Source organism: Streptomyces sp. TLI_105 (genome assembly GCF_900105415.1).
Lineage (GTDB): Bacteria > Actinomycetota > Actinomycetes > Streptomycetales > Streptomycetaceae > Streptomyces.
Genome location: NZ_FNSM01000001.1, coordinates 5,398,831 through 5,415,643, shown reverse-complemented (window position 1 = coordinate 5,415,643; position 16,813 = coordinate 5,398,831). Strand labels below are relative to the sequence as shown.

Sequence of the window (16,813 nt, the reverse complement as noted above, 5' to 3'; positions counted from 1 at the left end):
TCACACTCCGGGGGACTCCGGGCCGCCCGCGCTGCCGGGGGCGGTGGGTTCGCTGGTCAGGGGTGCCGCCACGGCCAGCGGCGGCTCGCTGGTGAGGGGGGAGGCGTCGGGCAGGGGCGGCTCGCTGGTCAGCGGTTCACCGGCCGGCGCCGACTGCTGGGGAACGCGTATCCGTCCGAGATGGTGGGCGGTCGTGGTCACGGGGGTCTCCCGGTTCGTCTCGACAGGTTTGACCTGGGCAATGACAGAGCCCTACCCAGCGCACCTCGTTTTACCGGCGGATCGTGGCGAAATGACGTCACCTCGCCGACGGCTCGCCGGGCAAAGCCGACACATCGGCCATGCGCATTGACACCCCTGTGCGACGGGTGGTGGGCTCGTGACCCACTCGTTACCGACCGGCAGAGCCGCCGGGGCCTGTCTTCCGGATCAGGCCGGATCAGGGAGCGGGGCCCGGTGCGTGCGATCGCAAGGCGGAGGAGGGAGTCGACGCGGAGCGTCGGCGACCGACGACGACGCGGCGAGCGGGCGTGCCGGGCCCGCGAGCCCGGCCTGATCCGGAAGACAGGCCCCACCCCGGCCGAAGGGAGACCCGCGTGCACCTCGGGCGCAGGAAGCGCACCGCGACGGCCGTCGCCGCCGCCGTCATCGGCGGCCTCCTCGGCGGCGCGGTGCCGGGCTCGGCGCAGGCGACCCCGGCGGCCCCCGCGACCCCGACGGCACCGGCGGCCCCCGCCACTCCCGCGGCCCCGCCGTCCCCGTCCCGCACGGCTCCCGCCGCTCTCGCCGCTCCCGTCTCGCCCTCGGCCGGCGCCACCGGGTCGGCCCCGCCCGCCGTCTGGCCCCGGCCGCAGTCCCTGACCGCCGCCGGGCCCTCCGTACGCCTCGGGGACGAGGTGACGCTGCTCGCGGACGCCGACGCCGATCCGTACGCCCTCGCCGCCCTGCGCGCACTGCTGCGGGCCGCCGGGGTGCGGACCGTCCACACCGGCCTGCCGGGGCGGGGCCCGGTCCTGCGGGCCGCCGGGCCCTCCGGCGAGGGCGCGGAGGAGGCCCTGACCGCCCTGCGGGTCCCCGAGCGGCTGGATCTCCCGCGCGGCGGCTACCGGCTCGCGACGGGCCGCTTCCAGGGGCGGGACACCGTCGTCCTGGACGGCGTCGGCGAGGACGGCCTGTTCCACGCCGTGCAGACGCTGCGTCAGCTCCTCGGCACCGGCCGGGAGATCCCCGGCGTCGTCGTCCGCGACTGGCCCGGCACGGCCGAGCGCGGCATCACCGAAGGCTTCTACGGCCGTCCCTGGACCCGGGAACAGCGGCTCGCCCAGCTGGACTTCCTGGGCCGGACCAAGCAGAACCGCTATCTGTACGCGCCCGGGGACGACCCGTACCGCCAGGCGCAGTGGCGCGAGCCCTACCCGGCCGCGCAGCGGGACGAGTTCCGCGCGCTCGCCGAGCGGGCCCGCGCGAACCACGTGACGCTCGGCTGGGCCGTGGCGCCCGCCCAGTCCATGTGCCTGGCCTCGGACGGCGACGTGACGGCGCTGACGCGGAAGCTGGACGCGATGTGGGAGCTCGGAGTGCGCTCCTTCCAGCTCCAGTTCCAGGACGCCTCCTACGACGAGTGGCACTGCGACAAGGACGCCGACGCCTTCGGGCGCGGCCCGGAGGCCGCGGCCACCGCCCACGCGCGCGTGGCGAACGCCGTCGCCCGGCGCCTTGCCGAGCGGCACCCGGACGCCGAGCCGCTCACCGTGATGCCGACGGAGTACTACCAGGACGGCGCGAGCGCGTACCGGACGAAGCTCGCCGAGGCGCTCGACGCGGACGTGCGGGTGGCGTGGACGGGCGTCGGCGTCGTCCCGCGCACGATCACCGGCCGCGAACTGGCGGGCGCGCGCTCAGCCCTTGGCGACCACCCGCTGGTCACCATGGACAACTACCCGGTCAACGACTACGCCCAGGACCGGCTCTTCCTCGGTCCGGCCACGGGCCGCGAGCCCGCCGTGGCCGCCGGCTCCGCCGCCTTCCTCGCGCACGCCATGGAACAGCCCGCGGCCTCCCGCGTCCCGCTCTTCACCACCGCCGACTACGCCTGGAACCCGAGGGGCTACCGGCCCCAGGAGTCCTGGCGGGCCGCGGTGGACGACCTGGCGGGGCCGGACCCCGCCGCCCGCGAGGCGCTGCGCGCGCTCGCCGGGAACGGCTCCTCGTCGATCCTCGACCCGTCGGGCGAGTCGGCCTATCTGAAGCCGCTCCTGGCGGTGTTCTGGGCGTCCCGCACGAGCACCGGCACGGCCGCGCGGGAGAAGGCGGCGCGCGAGCTGCGGGCCGCGTTCACCGTGATGCGCCGCGCCCCCGAGGGGCTCACGGCCACGGCCGGCGGCGCCTTCGACGACGAGACGGGCCCCTGGCTCGAGCAGCTCTCCCGGTACGGCCGGGCGGGCGAGACGGCGGTCGACATGCTCCTCGCCCAGGCGCGCGGCGACGGCGCGGCGGCCTGGCGGGCGCAGCTGGACCTGGAGGGGCAGCGGAAGGAACTGAAGGCGAGTCGGGTGACGGTCGGCTCCGGGGTCCTCGATCCGTTCCTCACGCGCGCGGTGGCGGAGTCCGCTGCCTGGACCGGCGCCGACCGGGCCCCGGCGGCCCGGGCCGACCGCGCCCCCGGCTCGTACACCGTGCGGCTCGACCGGGCGCGGCCCGTGGAGGCCCTGACGGTCATGGCCGAGCCGGGCGGGTCCGGTGGCCGGGGGGACGCGCGCGTGGAGGCGTACGTCCCGGGCGAGGGCTGGCGGCCGCTCGGCCCGCTGTCGGCGTCCGGGTGGACGCAGACCGAGCTGAAGGGGCTGACGGCGGACGCGCTGCGGGTCGTGTGGAGCGGCGACGCTCCGGCGCCCGGGGTGCGCTCGCTGGTGCCGTGGTTCGCGGACGGGCCGCGGGCCGGTCTCGAACTCGCCCGGACCGAGGCGGACGCGGAGATCGGCGGTCCGGCGCAGCGGGTGGACGTGGAGCTGACGGGCCGGCGCGCGGGCGAGGTGCGCGGGGCGCTGACGGCGAAGGCCCCGAAGGGGATCGCGGTGCGGCTGCCGGCGCAGGCCGTGGTGGAGCGCGGCGCGCGGACCAGCGTCCCCCTGGAGGTGTCGGTGGCGGCGGGCGTGCCGGCCGGCGCGTACCGGGTGCCGGTGTCCTTCGCGGGCGAGGAGCGGGTCCTGACGGTGCGGGCGTTCCCCCGGACGGCGGGCCCGGACCTGGCACGGGCGGCGACGGCATCCTCCTCGGGCGACGAGACCCCGGACTTCCCGGCCTCCTCGGCGGTGGACGGCGACCCGGCGACCCGCTGGTCCTCGCCGGCGGAGGACGGCGCCTGGTGGCAGCTGGAGCTGCCCGAGCCGGCCCGGATAGGGCAGGTGGTGCTGCACTGGCAGGACGCGTACGCCTCCCGCTACCGGGTCCAGGTCTCCGCCGACGGGCGGGTCTGGCGGACGGCGGCGACCGTCGCGGACGGCAGGGGCGGCCGGGAGTCGGTCCGGATGGACGCGGCGGACACCCGTTTCCTGCGGGTCCAGGGGGAGGCGCGGGCGACCCGCTTCGGCTACTCGCTCTGGTCGGTGGAGACGTACGCGGTGGCCCCGCAGAAGGAGCCGGAGACGCCCAGGGAGCCGGAGACGCCCAAGGAGCCGGAGGCACCGAAGGCGCCGTCCGAGGGCACGCCGGAGGAGCGGCCCGCACCCTGAGGCGCGCGCCGCTCCGTTCCGTACCGGCGAAAGCCCCCGCGTACGCGAAAGGCCCGGCTCAACCCGTCGTCAGCGCCCTCGCGGGGGCGTCTGCGACGGAGTCGATCCGGGCCATCACGTCCACGGCGCCGTACGGCTCCAGGTACGGCAGCCAGCGGGGGTCCCGGTGGCCGGTCCCGATGATCCGCCAGGCCAGGCCGGTCGGCGGGGCCGGTTGGTGGCGCAGCCGCCAGCCGATCTCCCGCAGGTGCTTGTCGGCCTTGACGTGGTTGCAGCGGCGGCAGGCCGCCACCACGTTCTCCCAGGCGTGCGTGCCCCCTCGGCTGCGCGGGATGACGTGGTCGACGCTGGTGGCGACGGCCCCGCAGTACGCGCAGCGCCCGCCGTCGCGCGCGAACAGCGCTCTGCGGGTCAAGGGAACGGGCCCCCGGTAGGGGACCCGCACGAAGCGCTTCAGTCGCACCACACTGGGAGCGGGGAGGACTTGGGTCTCGCTGTGCAGGAAGGCGCCGGACTCCTCGAGACAGAGAGCCTTGTTCTCCAGTACGAGGACGAGTGCGCGGCGGAGCGGTACGACGCCGAGCGGCTCGTACGACGCGTTGAGGACCAGGACGTGCGGCACGGATGCCTCCTATGACGCCGGCGGCGCGTGGCTCGCGCCGGGACGAAACTGCTCTCAGTTTCTCCTCATGCCTGGTCGCGGCGCCACCACGTATCGGGATCGGGGTGGCGGCCCCGGGGTGTTCTCGACCACATCGGCATCTCTCCTCGGTATGTGCCCAGGTGAAGTCGGTCTCTCCCTCGAACAGGGCTACGGGACCACGTCCGACGCCCCGTTACTGTGGATGGCCTGCGTACGCGATGCCTGGAGGTTGTCCCGTGTCCTGGTCCGCCCTGGAGGCTGCCACCGAACCCGAACCGATGCCGGTGACCCTGGACGAGGCCGCGGAGAGGGCCACGAACGCGGCCAGCTGGGTGGAGGAGAACTGGTCCACCTGGCTGAACACCGGGCTGCGCATCCTGCTGATCCTGGTCGTCGCGCTGCTGCTCCGGATGGCCGTCCGGCGGGCCCTGACGAAGCTGATCGAGCGGATGAACCGCTCGGCGCAGGCGGTGGAGGGGACGACGCTCGGCGGTCTCCTGGTCAACACCGAGCGGCGGCGGCAGCGCTCGGAGGCGATCGGGTCGGTGCTCCGCTCGGTGGCGTCCTTCCTGATCCTGGGCACGGCCGCGCTGATGATCCTCGGCGCCTTCAAGATCGACCTGGCGCCGCTGCTCGCCTCGGCGGGTGTGGCCGGTGTGGCGATCGGTTTCGGCGCGCGGAACCTGGTGACGGACTTCCTGTCCGGCGTCTTCATGATCCTGGAGGACCAGTACGGCGTCGGGGACTCGGTCGACGCGGGCGTGGCCTCCGGCGAGGTCGTCGAGGTGGGTCTGCGGGTGACCAAGCTGCGCGGGGTGGACGGCGAGATCTGGTACGTGCGCAACGGCGAGATCAAGCGGATAGGGAACCTCAGCCAGGGCTGGGCGACGGCCGGGGTGGACGTCACCGTCCGGCCGACGGAGGACCTGGAGAAGGTGAGGGCCGTGATCGCCGAGGCGGGCGACGCCATGGCGAAGGAGGAGCCCTGGAACGAGCGCCTGTGGGGTCCGGTGGAGGTGCTCGGTCTGAGCGAGGTGCTGCTCGACTCGATGACGGTCCGGGTCTCGGTGAAGACGATGCCGGGCAAGAAGCTGGGCGTGGAGCGCGAGCTGCGCTGGCGCATCAAGCGGGGTCTGGACGAGGCCGGCGTCCGGATCGTGGGCGGGGTCCCGGCGCAGCCCGAGGAGTCGGCGGCCGACCCGACGGCCGGGATGGCGGCTCCGTCGGTGTTCGCCTCGACGACCTCGCCGCAGTCGACGGCGGCGACCCCACTGCCGAAGTCGGACCTCTCGAAGTAGGCCGGCACTCCCTCTCCGGGCCCGCACGCCCCCGCAGGTAACGCTTCGGCCGCCTTCGGGGGCGTGTCGCGTCCCCGGGTATTGACGCCTTCGTGACGGCCGCCTTACCTTCCTCCCAACCAAATAGGAAACTTTCCTAACAGTGTGTGTCACCGATAAGGGCAGGTGCGAGTTCCATGGCCGGTACGACCCCGGGAACCCCCGGCACACCGCGCGTCCTGAGGGCCATGAACGACCGTGCCGCCCTGGACCTGCTCCTGGAGCACGGCCCCCTCTCGCGGACCCGGATCGGCAAGCTCACCGGCCTGTCCAAGCCGACCGCCTCCCAGCTGCTCGCCCGCCTCGAAGCGGCCGGTCTCGTCGTCGCCACCGGCACCACCGAGGGCCGGCCCGGACCGAACGCCCAGCTCTACGCGGTCAACGCGCGGGCCGCGTACGCCGCCGGACTCGACGTCGACCAGCACCGCGTCCACGCCGCCGTCGCCGACGTCACGGGCGAGATCGTCGGCGAGTACGAGCTCCGCACCCCCGGCCGCTCCGCCTCCGGCGTCGTCCGCCAGGTCACCGACGCCCTCGCCGGGGCCGTCGAGGCGGCCGGCATCGCCCGCGAGGACGTGCGGCGCCTGGTCATCGGCACCCCCGGCGCCTTCGACCCGGCCACCGGCCGTCTGCGCTACGCCTCCCACCTGCCCGGCTGGCACTCCCCCACCCTCCTGGAGGAGCTGGCCGCCGCCCTCCCCATGCCGTTCGAGTACGAGAACGACGTCAACCTCGTCGCCGTCGCCGAGCAGCGCCTCGGCGCCGCCCGGGGCCACACCGACTTCGCCCTGCTGTGGAACGAGGGCGGGCTCGGCGCCGCCCTCGTCCTCGGCGGGCGGCTGCACCGCGGCTTCACCGGGGGCGCCGGCGAGCTCGGCTTCATGCCCGTGCCCGGCACCCCGCTCGTCCGGCAGGTCACCAAGGCCAACTCCGGCGGCTTCCAGGAGCTCGCGGGCATCCAGGCCGTGCCCCGGATCGCCCGCGCCGCCGGGATCGAGACGCCCGACCACCCCTTCGTGCCGGTGGTGAGCGGGCTGCTGTCCCGGGCCGCCGAGACCCACGAGGACGACCCGCGGTACGCGGAGCTGCTCGACCGCTACGCCGAACGCCTCGCCACCGGACTCGCCTCCCTCGTCGCCGTCCTCGACCCCGAGCTGATCGTGCTCGCCGGAGACGCCCTCGTCCCCGGCGGCGAACCCCTCCGCGCGCGCGTGCAGTCCGAACTCGCCGACCTCGCCCCTTCCCGGCCGCGGCTCGTCCTCTCCGCCGTACGCCGGAGTCCCGTGCTGCGCGGCGCCCTCGAAAGCGCCCTCGTCACCACGCGCGACGAGGTCTTCGACACCTCGCGCTGACCGTCCCCGTCCCTCCGCCCCGCCCGAAACCCGCCCCTCAGGGAGACCCCGTCATGCCCGTACGTCCGCGCAGAGCCGCCGCCGCGCTCGCCGCCACCGCCTCGATCGCCCTCTTCGCCTCCGCCTGTACCGGCTCCGCGAACAACGCGGCCACCGACGACCCGAACGCGCGGACGACGATCACGTTCTGGCACGGCTGGTCGGCGCCCGCCGAGGTCAAGGCGATCGAGGACAACGTCGCCCGCTTCGAGAAGGCCCACCCGAACATCAAGGTGAAGGTCGTCGGCGACATCAACGACGAGAAGCTCGGCCAGGCGCTGCGCGCGGGCGGCTCGAACGGGCCCGACGTCGTCTCCTCGTTCACCACCTCCAACGTCGGCAAGTTCTGCTCCTCGGGAGCGCTCGCCGACCTGGGGCCCTTCATAGCGAAGTCGAAGCTGGACCTGGACAAGACCTTCCCGAAGGTCCTCCAGGAGTACACCCAGTTCGAGGGCAAGCGGTGCTCGCTGCCGCTGCTCTCCGACGCGTACGGGCTCTACTACAACAAGGACGCCTTCAGGAAGGCCGGTCTCGACCCGGAGGCCCCGCCGAAGACCTGGTCGCAGTTCGCCCGGGTCGCCAAGGCGCTCACCAAGTCCGAGGGCGACTCCTACGAGCAGCTCGGCTTCATGCCGAACTACCTCGGCTACGAGACCGTCGTCGAGCACTACATGTCGCAGTGGGACCACACGTACTTCGACAAGGACGGCAGGTCGAACGTCGCCAAGGACCCGGCGTTCGCCGAGATGATGACGTACCAGAAGTCCCTGGTGGACTCGCTCGGCGGCTTCCGGAAGCTCGACAAGTACCGCACGACCTTCGGCGACGAGTGGGGCGCCAAGCACCCCTTCCAGACCGGACAGGTCGCCATGCAGCTGGACGGCGAGTGGCGGCTGAACTTCATCAAGGAGGCCAAGGTGAAGTTCGACGTCGGCGTCGCGCCGCTGCCCGTCGCGGACGACGAGATCGCCGAGTACGGCAAGGGCTACCTCTCCGGCACGATCATGGGCATCGCGCCGCAGAGCAAGAAGCAGAACGCCGCCTGGGAGCTGGTCAAGTACATGACCACGGACACGGACGCCGTGGTGGGCTTCGCCAACGCCATCGGGAACGTGCCCTCCACCTTCGAGGCGCTGAAGTCCCCGAACCTGAAGTTCGACGACCGCTTCAAGGTCTTCCTGGACATCGCCCGGCACCCGCAGTCCACCACCATGGACGGCGCCGTGAACGGCCCCGCCTACCAGGAGACCCTCTCCGAGCTCGCCCACAGGTACGAGAGCGGCAAGGTCACGGACCTCAAGCAGGGCCTCGCGGACGCCGCCGCCCAGATCGACCGCGACATCGCCGCCGCGAAGTAACCCGTCATGACCACGTACACGCTCCGCTCGAAGCACCGGCGCAACGCGCTGCGCACCGCCCTGTTCATGTCGCCCTGGCTGATCGGCTTCGGCTTCTTCTTCGCCTACCCGCTGATCTCCACGGTGTACTTCTCGTTCATGCGCTACGACGGCCTCAACCCGCCGACCTGGCGCGGCCTGGAGAACTGGACGTACGTCTTCTCCGACCTGCCGAAGTTCTGGCCGGCGATGCAGAACACCCTCTGGCTGGCGGTCGTCATGGTGACCTGCCGGGTCGTCTTCGGCCTCGGCGTCGGCATGCTGATCACCAAGATCAAGCAGGGCGCCGGGATCTACCGCACCCTCTTCTACCTGCCGTACCTGGCGCCGCCGGTGGCCGCCACGCTCGCCTTCGTCTTCCTGCTCAACCCCGGCACCGGCCCGGTCAACTCGTTCCTGGAGGCGGTCGGCATCTCCGCCCCCTCCTGGTTCAACGACGCGGACTGGGCCAAGCCGGCCCTCACGGTCCTCGCCGTGTGGGGCGTCGGCGACCTCATGGTCATCTTCATGGCCGCCCTGCTCGACGTGCCGAAGGAGCAGTACGAGGCGGCCGAGCTGGACGGGGCGTCCCCGTGGCAGCGGTTCCGGTACATCACCCTGCCGAACATCTCGCCGATCGTGCTCTTCGCGGTCGTGACCGGGGTCATCGGCGCGATGCAGTACTACACCCAGCCGATCGTGGCCGCCAAGGTCGCCTCGGGGAAGATGGGCGGCTCCGGCGCCGCCTTCCAGCCCGGCTACCCGGACGACTCCACGCTGACCCTCCCGCAGCTGATCTACAGCCTCGGGTTCAACCAGTTCAACTACGGCGCGGCCTGCGTGGTGGCGCTCGTGCTCTTCGCCTTCTCCATGGCCTTCACCGCGCTGCTGATGCGCCGGCGCGGCGGCCTGATCGGCTCGGGTGACTGAACCATGACGACCGCAACCGCCCCCGCCCCCTCCTCCGTGAAGACCGGGGCGAGCCCCGCCGAGAAGCAGGCCCGCAGGAAGTCGCTGCTGCACTGGATCGCCGTGCACTCGCTCGGCATCGCCGCCGCCCTGTTCTTCGTCCTCCCGTTCGTCTTCGTGTTCCTGACCTCCCTGATGAGCGACGAGCAGGCGCTCACCCGGGACCTGACGCCGAACTCCTGGCACTGGGACAACTACGTCCGCGTCTTCCGGACGGAGGGCTTCCTGACCTGGTGGAAGAACTCCCTGCTGTACGCGGGACTCGGCACCGTCCTCGTCGTGGTGTCCTCGATCCCCGTGGCGTACGCGCTCGCGAAGTTCCGCTTCCGGGGCCGGCACCTGTCGCTGCTGCTCGTCATCGCCATGATGATGCTGCCGCCGCAGGTCGTGATCATCCCCATGTACCTGTTCTGGGCGAAGCAGATGGACCTCTCCGGCACGCTGTGGCCGCTGATCATCCCGATGGCGTTCGGCGACGCCTTCGCCGTCTTCCTGCTGCGCCAGTTCCTGCTGACCATCCCGAACGAGTACGTCGAGGCCGCCCGGATCGACGGCTGCGGCGAACTGCGCACCCTGGTGCGGGTCGTGATCCCGATGGCGAAGCCCGGCGTCGCCGCCGTCGCCCTCTTCCAGTTCTTCTACTGCTGGAACGACTACTTCGGGCCGCAGATCTACGCCTCCGAGAACACGGCGGCCTGGACGCTCAGTTACGGCCTGGAGTCCTTCAAGGGCGCACACCACACCGACTGGAATCTGACCATGGCCGCGACCGTCCTGGTCATGGCCCCCGTGATCCTCGTGTTCTTCTTCGCGCAGAAGGCGTTCGTCGAGGGAGTCACACTGACCGGAGTGAAGGGCTGACACATGAAGCTCGCTGTCGTGGGGGGCGGTTCCACCTACACCCCCGAACTGATCGACGGATTCGCGCGCCTGCGCGACACCCTGCCCATCACCGAACTCGTCCTCGTCGACCCCGCCGCCGACCGCCTCGAGCTCGTCGGCGGCCTGGCCCGGCGGATCTTCGCCAAGCAGGACCACGACGGCAAGGTCGTCACCACGAGCGACCTCGACGCCGGGGTCGAGGGCGCCGACGCCGTCCTGCTCCAGCTGCGGGTCGGGGGACAGGCCGCCCGCGAGCAGGACGAGACCTGGCCGCTGGAGTGCGGCTGCGTCGGCCAGGAGACCACCGGTGCCGGCGGCCTCGCCAAGGCGCTGCGCACGGTCCCGGTCGTCCTGGACATCGCCGAGCGGGTCCGGCGCACCAACCCGGACGCCTGGATCATCGACTTCACCAACCCCGTCGGCATCGTCACGCGCGCACTGCTCCAAGCCGGGCACAAGGCCGTCGGCCTGTGCAACGTGGCCATCGGCTTCCAGCGGAAGTTCGCGAAGCTCCTCGGCGTGACCCCGTCCGAGGTCCACCTCGACCACGTCGGGCTCAACCACCTGACGTGGGAGCGGGCGGTACGGATCGGGGGCCCCGAGGGGGAGGACGTGCTGCCCCGGCTGCTCGCCGGGCACGGCGACGCGATCGCCGGGGACCTCCGCCTGCCGCGCCCGGTCCTGGACCGGCTCGGCGTCGTCCCCTCGTACTACCTGCGGTACTTCTACGCGCACGACGAGGTGGTGCGGGAGCTCGGCACGAAGCCCTCGCGGGCCGCCGAGGTCGCGGCGATGGAGCGGGAGCTCCTGGAGATGTACGGGGACCCGGCGCTCGACGAGAAGCCGGCGCTGCTCGCCAAGCGGGGCGGCGCCTTCTACTCGGAGGCGGCGGTGGACCTGGCGGCCTCCCTCCTCGGTGGCGGGGGTTCGCCGTACCAGGTGGTGAACACGTACAACAACGGCACGCTGCCGTTCCTGCCGGACGACGCCGTGATCGAGACGCAGGCGGCGGTCGGCGCGCACGGCGCCACTCCGCTGCCGGTCGCGCCGGTGGACCCGCTGTTCGCCGGTCTGATCGCGAACGTGACGGCCTACGAGGACCTGGCCCTGGAGGCGGCGCTGCGCGGCGGCCGTGACCGGGTCTTCAAGGCACTGCTCGCGCACCCGCTGGTCGGGCAGTACGCGTACGCCGACGGGCTCACCGACCGGCTGATCGCGCACAACCGGGAGCACCTCGCGTGGGCGTGAACCTGAACGGGGTGCTCCTCGCGGTCGACGCGGGGAACAGCAAGACCGACGTCGCGGTGCTCTCCCAGGACGGGACCGTCCTGGGGGCGGCGCGCGGCGGCGGGTTCCAGCCCCCCGTGGTGGGGGTGGGGGCGGCGGTCGACGGGCTCGTGGAGATCGTCGGAAGGGCATGGGAGGAGGCCGGCGGTGCCGGGCTTCCCCCGGCGTTCGCGCATGTCGCGGCCTGTCTCGCCAATGCCGACCTGCCCGTCGAGGAGGCCGCGCTCCGGGCCGAGCTGCTCGGCCGGGGCCTGAGCCGGTCCGTACGGGTCCACAACGACACCTTCGCCATCCTGCGGGCCGGGCTCGACGAGCCGCGGGGCGTGGCCGTGGTGTGCGGGGCCGGGATCAACTGCGTCGGAATGACGCCGGACGGGCGGACCGCGCGCTTCCCCGCGATCGGGAAGATCTCCGGGGACTGGGGCGGGGGTGGCGGACTGGCCGACGAGGCCCTGTGGTTCGCGGCGCGCGCCGAGGACGGGCGGGGGCTGCCCACCGCCCTCTCCGACGCGCTGCCCGCGCACTTCGGCCTGGAGTCGATGTACGCGCTGATCGAGGCGCTGCACCTGGGCGGGATCCCGATGGCGCGGCGGCACGAGCTGACGCCGGTGTTGTTCGCGGTCGCGGCCGGGGGCGATCCGGTGGCGCTGTCGATCGTGCACCGGCAGGCCGAGGAGGTCGTCGCCATGTCGGCGGTCGCGCTGCGCCGGCTCGGACTCCACCGCGAGGAGGCGCCGGTGATGCTGGGCGGCAGCGTGCTCGCCGCGCGTCACCCGCAGCTGGAGGAGCGGATCCGCGAACTCCTCGCGGCGCGGGCGCCGAAGGCGGTGATCGGCTTCGTGACCGCGCCGCCGGTCCTCGGTGCGGGGCTCCTCGCCCTGGACGAGGTGGCGGCGGCCCCGGAGGCGAAGGCCCGGCTGCGGGAGCGGTACGAGGGCTGAGCGCGGGGGTGCGGGGCGTCCCGTCGGGTGCGACGGGGCGCCCCGCACGCATGTTCACCTGTTCGAGCGATGGCCGATACGGAACCGTTCCGGGCCGGGCGACGTATTCAGAGTGAGGGGTTCGCCCGCTGACGCGTGGGAGGCATGGGGCACGATAGGCACAAGATCCAGTCAATCCCGGTGTGCGGACGGCCCCCTGAGGCCATACTGCTGGCCGGGTGGTCCACCACCGGAACCGGACTCACCGGCCGGCCGGAGGGGCCGACGTCAGCGACCGAGGGGGAGGTCAAGTGACACACCCGCCGAACGCGCCCGCCGCCTCGGTGGCGCGGGGCACGGCTCAGGCGCCCGCGCGCCCCGGCGGCCTGCCCGCGCAGCCGTCGCCCGTGCCCGTCGCCGGCCCGCCCGCGGGGCGCGGCGCCTGGGCCGTGGGACGGGAGCGGCTGCGGGAGGCCGCGACCACCGAGCCCGGCCGCCTCCAGATCCTCGGGGCCGTACTGGCGCTGCTCGTCGTCGCGTTCGGGGCCGTCACCGCCCTGGAGGTCACCGGCCGGACCTCCGCCGCCGACGACGTCGTCAGCCGCAGCCAGCCCCTGAGCGCCGACGCGGCCGCCATCTACCGCTCCCTCGCCGACGCCGACACCACCGCCGCCGGCGGATTCCTGGCGGGCACCCTGGAGCCCGCGGAGTCCCGCGCGCGCTACACCCGGGACATCACCACCGCCTCCCGGCTGCTCGTCAAGGCCGCGGCGAACACGGACGGTTCGTCCGCGTCGGCCCGCGAGATCGCCACCCTCAACGAGCAGCTCCCCCGCTACACGGGCCTGATCGAGCGCGCCCGGGCCGCCAACCGGCAGGGCCTGCCGCTCGGCGGCGCCTATCTGCGGTACGCCAACCAGCAGATGACCAGTGCGCTGCTGCCGGCCGCCGAGCGGCTGTACGCGGCGGAGACGGAGCGGCTGCACCGGGACGACGACTCGGCCCGCGCCTGGCCGTTCCTGTCGCTCGCGCTCGGCCTGTTCGTCCTCGGCGTCCTCCTCTGGGCCCAGCGCCGCAACTACGCCCGCACCAACCGGGTCTTCAACCACGGGCTGCTCGCCGCCACCGCCGCCACCGTGGTCGTCCTGCTGTGGCTCCTCGCCGCGCACACCGTGACGCGGACCGAGCTGAACAGCGCGCGGGTGCACGGGCAGGAGTCCCTCCAGGTCCTCAACACGGCCCGGATCAGCTCGCTCACCGCCCGCGCCAACGAGAACCTGACCCTGGTCGCCCGGGGCGCCGTCCTCACCGAGGACGGCAAGAACGACAAGTACGAGGCGGACTACACGGCGAGCATGAGCGCCCTGACGACGGCGCTCGCCGCGGCGCGCGAGCTCGCGGACGACGACGCCGGGCGCGGCCCGGTGGACGACTCCGCCGCGCGCGCGGCCGACTGGCGCGAGCGCCACAAGGACGCCCGCGCGAAGGACGAGGCCGGCGACTACGAGGGCGCCCTCGCCCGGGTCGTCGGGGCCGAGGACTCCACCGGCCGGTCCTTCGACCAGGTCGACGCGGCCCTGGAGCGGGCCCTCGCGCACGAGCAGTCCGAGTTCACCCGCTCCGCCGGGGCCGCCAGGGACGCGCTGACCGCGCTGCCGCTGGGCGCGGCGGCCCTCGGGATCCTGGGTGCGGCGGGCGCCGTGCTCGGCATCAACCGCAGACTGTCGGAGTACCGGTGAGAGGGGGCGGGATGCCGAACGGCACGGACCCGCTGGTGCGGCGGACGGCGAGCGGCGCGGACCCGCTCGTGCCGCGGACGACGGCGAGCGGCGCGGATCCGCTGGTCTTGCGGACGACGGCGAGCGGCGCGGTCCCGCTGGTGCGGCGGGCCGCCAGGCGGCTGCGGGGCTGGGGCGGGGTGGCCACCATGGCCCTGGCCTGCGGGCTCACCGCCTCGCTGACCCTGCTGCCCCTCGCGCACGACGGGAGCGGCGCGGCGGCCGCGCCCCGGACGCCCGGCCCCGGCGTGGGCACCGGCGTCCAGATCAAGGCCGACACCTGCGAGCACCCCGAGGCCTCCCTCACGCCCTCGTCGGCGGACGGCCCGTCGGTCCGGGCGATCAAGGACCGCGGGAAGCTGATCGTCGGTGTCGACCAGTCCAGCTACCGCTGGGGCTACCGGAACCCGGAGAAGGGCGTCCTGGAGGGCTTCGACATCGACCTGGCCCGGGCCATCGCCAAGGACCTCCTCGGCGACCCGAAGGCGATCATCTTCCGCGCGATCCCGACCAACCAGCGGATCGCCGCGCTGAACAGCGGCAAGGTCGACCTCGTCGTGCGCACCATGACGATCAACTGCAAGCGGATCGAGCAGGTCGCCTTCTCCACCGCCTACTTCCAGGCCGGCCAGCAGGTCCTGGCGCCCAAGCTCGACAAGGGCATCACCGGCTACGACTCCTCGCTGCGCGGCAAGCGGATCTGCACCGCCGAGGGCTCCACGGCCTACGACGCCCTGGCGGAGAACTCCTTCGGCGCGGTCTTCAAGGACGAGGCCGACGGCACCAAGGACGACAAGGACCTGCTGACCGTCCCCAACCAGCTGGACTGCCTGGCCCGGCTCCAGATGGGCGAGGTCGACGCCGTCGTCACCGACAACGCCCTCGCGGCCGGCCAGGCCGCGCAGGACCCGGCGGTCGAGCTCAAGGGCCGGCCGTTCACCGAGGAGTACTACGGGGTGGCGGCCAAGCTGGGCAACGACGACCTGGTGCGCCGGGTCAACCAGGTCCTGGTGGGCTACCGGCAGGGCCCCTGGCAGGCCGCGTACGAGGAGTGGCTGGAGAAGGACCTCCCCGGGATACCGGGGCCACCCGCTCCGTTGTACAAGTAGCGGCCTCGACCGCGCCCCGACGAGCAACCCTGTACACGAAGCGGAAGAGGTGACCGATGGGCGTCACGGGACCCCCCGGGCCGGTGATGGACCGGGACGAGGTGGACCGTGCGCTGGCGCGGCTCGGCGCCGAGCACAAGGCGATCGAGGACTCGCTCCTCGCGCTCCAGGACCACGCGGGCCGCAGGCTGCTCGAAGGGGCCGAGCTGACCGGGACGACCCGGGACCGGTGGACGGCCGCCGAGCGGACCATCACCCTGCTCTGGACCTGCTTCGACGTGTACACCGGCGCCCTGCGGGACGCCCGTGAGGTGCGCGCGCGGCGCCGCTGGCCCGGCCGGGAGGAGCTCGTGGAGCTGACCGACCGGCTGCGCGGCGACACCGTGATCGTCCCGGGCGGGGCCGCCGAGGGCGCCCTGCTCACCGAGCGGTTCAGCCTGGAGGGGCTGGTCCGGCGGATGAACGAGCTGTACGCCTCCTCGCTCGACCTGGTCGTCACCGCCGACGCCGTCTGGTCGGCGCTGCCCGCCCGGATAGACCTGCTCGCGGCCGAGCTGGGCCGGACGCGTTCGCTGGCGCACTCGGTCGGCGTGCGGCCCGGGGAGCATCCGGCGGGGGACGAGCTGGAGGCGATCACGGCCGAGCTGACCGCGCTGCGTTCCCAGGTCGTGACCGACCCGCTGGCGTTCTGGCGCCCGGCGGCGGGCAGTTCGGCGCCGGGCGGCGGGCGGCCCGACACCGAGCGGTACGACCGGGCCGCCCTGGCCCTGGAGGACGTCCGGCGCGAGATCGAGGCGGTCCTCGCGGTCCGGCAGGACTCCGAGGACCGGCTGCTCCGGCTGCGGGACGTGCTCTCGCGGGCGGACCGGACGCTCGCCGAGGCGCGGTCGGCGCGCGGCGAGGTCCTCGCGAAGATCGCCGCCTCCGAGGTGCCGGCCGTCAGCGGGCCGCCGATCGTGCTCCAGGAGCGGCTCGCGGCCGCCGCCGAGTACCGCCGGCGCGCCCAGTGGCACCGGCTCTCCCCGCTCCTGGAGTCCCTGGAGCGGGAGGCGGAGGACGAACTGCTGCGGGCCCGCGAGCAGTTGACGGCGGTCACGGCGCCGCTGGCGGTCCGGGCCGAGCTGCGCGGCCGGCTCGACGCGTACAAGGCGAAGGTGGCGCGGCTCGGGGCGGCGGAGGATCCGCTGCTGGTCGAGCGGTACGACGCGGCGCGCCGGATGCTGTGGAGCGCGCCCTGCGACCTGCGGGTCGCGGAGCAGGCGGTGCTGCGCTATCAGCAGGCGGCGGCGGACGTGCTGTCCGGGCCGAGGGACACGAGGGACGCGGGAGACGCGGGAGGACGACAGTGGTGAGCGGGGAGACGGGCGTGGGGAGCTGTCAGCGTCCTTCG

13 protein-coding genes are annotated in these 16,813 nt (G+C 73.5%); 11 read left to right on the top strand and 2 right to left on the bottom strand.

The window, feature by feature from the left end:
* Nucleotides 1-201 carry a hypothetical protein gene (locus tag BLW86_RS24755; RefSeq protein ID WP_177181742.1) on the bottom strand — a complete coding sequence of 67 codons (201 nt, stop codon included), beginning with the start codon at nucleotides 199-201 and terminating at the stop codon, nucleotides 1-3.
* Nucleotides 202-596: 395 nt separating this feature from the next.
* Between BLW86_RS24755 and BLW86_RS24750 the strand changes: the two genes are divergently transcribed.
* A complete protein-coding gene (locus tag BLW86_RS24750; protein ID WP_093876076.1) occupies nucleotides 597-3,731 on the top strand; it encodes a glycoside hydrolase family 84 protein in 3,135 nt (1,044 codons plus the stop codon).
* 58 nt (nucleotides 3,732-3,789) lie between these two features.
* On the opposite strand, the gene BLW86_RS24745 is transcribed toward BLW86_RS24750, so the two are convergent.
* Complete coding sequence (locus BLW86_RS24745) at nucleotides 3,790-4,353, bottom strand: HNH endonuclease (RefSeq protein WP_093876075.1); 564 nt, start codon at nucleotides 4,351-4,353, stop codon at nucleotides 3,790-3,792.
* 257 nt (nucleotides 4,354-4,610) lie between these two features.
* Here BLW86_RS24745 and BLW86_RS24740 point away from each other — a divergent pair, with 257 nt between their 5' ends.
* The 10 genes from BLW86_RS24740 (at nucleotide 4,611) to BLW86_RS24695 (ending at nucleotide 16,775) form a co-directional block, all read left to right on the top strand.
* Complete coding sequence (locus BLW86_RS24740) at nucleotides 4,611-5,672, top strand: mechanosensitive ion channel family protein (RefSeq protein ID WP_371129584.1); 1,062 nt, start codon at nucleotides 4,611-4,613, stop codon at nucleotides 5,670-5,672.
* A 176-nt stretch (nucleotides 5,673-5,848) separates the two neighbouring features.
* Nucleotides 5,849-7,063 carry an ROK family transcriptional regulator gene (locus BLW86_RS24735; protein WP_093876074.1) on the top strand — a complete coding sequence of 405 codons (1,215 nt, stop codon included), beginning with the start codon at nucleotides 5,849-5,851 and terminating at the stop codon, nucleotides 7,061-7,063.
* A 53-nt stretch (nucleotides 7,064-7,116) separates the two neighbouring features.
* On the top strand, nucleotides 7,117-8,460 hold the full coding sequence (locus tag BLW86_RS24730) for an ABC transporter substrate-binding protein (protein ID WP_093876073.1): 1,344 nt from the start codon (nucleotides 7,117-7,119) through the stop codon (nucleotides 8,458-8,460).
* Between the two features lie 6 nt (nucleotides 8,461-8,466).
* Nucleotides 8,467-9,408, top strand: coding sequence for a carbohydrate ABC transporter permease (locus tag BLW86_RS24725; protein ID WP_093876072.1), 942 nt, complete (start codon nucleotides 8,467-8,469; stop codon nucleotides 9,406-9,408).
* A gap of 3 nt (nucleotides 9,409-9,411) precedes the next feature.
* On the top strand, nucleotides 9,412-10,308 hold the full coding sequence (locus BLW86_RS24720) for a carbohydrate ABC transporter permease (RefSeq protein WP_093876071.1): 897 nt from the start codon (nucleotides 9,412-9,414) through the stop codon (nucleotides 10,306-10,308).
* A gap of 3 nt (nucleotides 10,309-10,311) precedes the next feature.
* A complete protein-coding gene (locus BLW86_RS24715; protein ID WP_093876070.1) occupies nucleotides 10,312-11,577 on the top strand; it encodes a 6-phospho-beta-glucosidase in 1,266 nt (421 codons plus the stop codon).
* The gene (locus BLW86_RS24710) at nucleotides 11,568-12,557 is read left to right on the top strand and encodes an N-acetylglucosamine kinase (RefSeq protein ID WP_371129582.1); all 990 of its coding nucleotides are present in this window, start codon (nucleotides 11,568-11,570) and stop codon (nucleotides 12,555-12,557) included. Before BLW86_RS24715 ends, BLW86_RS24710 begins: the two co-directional genes overlap by 10 nt.
* 290 nt (nucleotides 12,558-12,847) lie before the next feature.
* On the top strand, nucleotides 12,848-14,275 hold the full coding sequence (locus BLW86_RS24705; RefSeq protein ID WP_093876069.1) for a hypothetical protein: 1,428 nt from the start codon (nucleotides 12,848-12,850) through the stop codon (nucleotides 14,273-14,275).
* Nucleotides 14,276-14,286: 11 nt separating this feature from the next.
* Complete coding sequence (locus BLW86_RS24700; RefSeq protein ID WP_371129581.1) at nucleotides 14,287-15,423, top strand: glutamate ABC transporter substrate-binding protein; 1,137 nt, start codon at nucleotides 14,287-14,289, stop codon at nucleotides 15,421-15,423.
* Nucleotides 15,424-15,479: 56 nt separating this feature from the next.
* The gene (locus tag BLW86_RS24695; protein ID WP_093876068.1) at nucleotides 15,480-16,775 is read left to right on the top strand and encodes a coiled-coil domain-containing protein; all 1,296 of its coding nucleotides are present in this window, start codon (nucleotides 15,480-15,482) and stop codon (nucleotides 16,773-16,775) included.
* Nucleotides 16,776-16,813: the final 38 nt, after the last annotated feature.

Coding starts and splice junctions, on each gene's coding strand:
- BLW86_RS24720 (WP_093876071.1), top strand. CDS start 9,412: ATGACGACCGCAACCGCCCCCGCCCCCTCCTCCGTGAAGACCGGGGCG.
- BLW86_RS24715 (WP_093876070.1), top strand. CDS start 10,312: ATGAAGCTCGCTGTCGTGGGGGGCGGTTCCACCTACACCCCCGAACTG.
- BLW86_RS24735 (WP_093876074.1), top strand. CDS start 5,849: ATGGCCGGTACGACCCCGGGAACCCCCGGCACACCGCGCGTCCTGAGG.
- BLW86_RS24695 (WP_093876068.1), top strand. CDS start 15,480: ATGGGCGTCACGGGACCCCCCGGGCCGGTGATGGACCGGGACGAGGTG.
- BLW86_RS24730 (WP_093876073.1), top strand. CDS start 7,117: ATGCCCGTACGTCCGCGCAGAGCCGCCGCCGCGCTCGCCGCCACCGCC.
- BLW86_RS24700 (WP_371129581.1), top strand. CDS start 14,287: ATGCCGAACGGCACGGACCCGCTGGTGCGGCGGACGGCGAGCGGCGCG.
- BLW86_RS24725 (WP_093876072.1), top strand. CDS start 8,467: ATGACCACGTACACGCTCCGCTCGAAGCACCGGCGCAACGCGCTGCGC.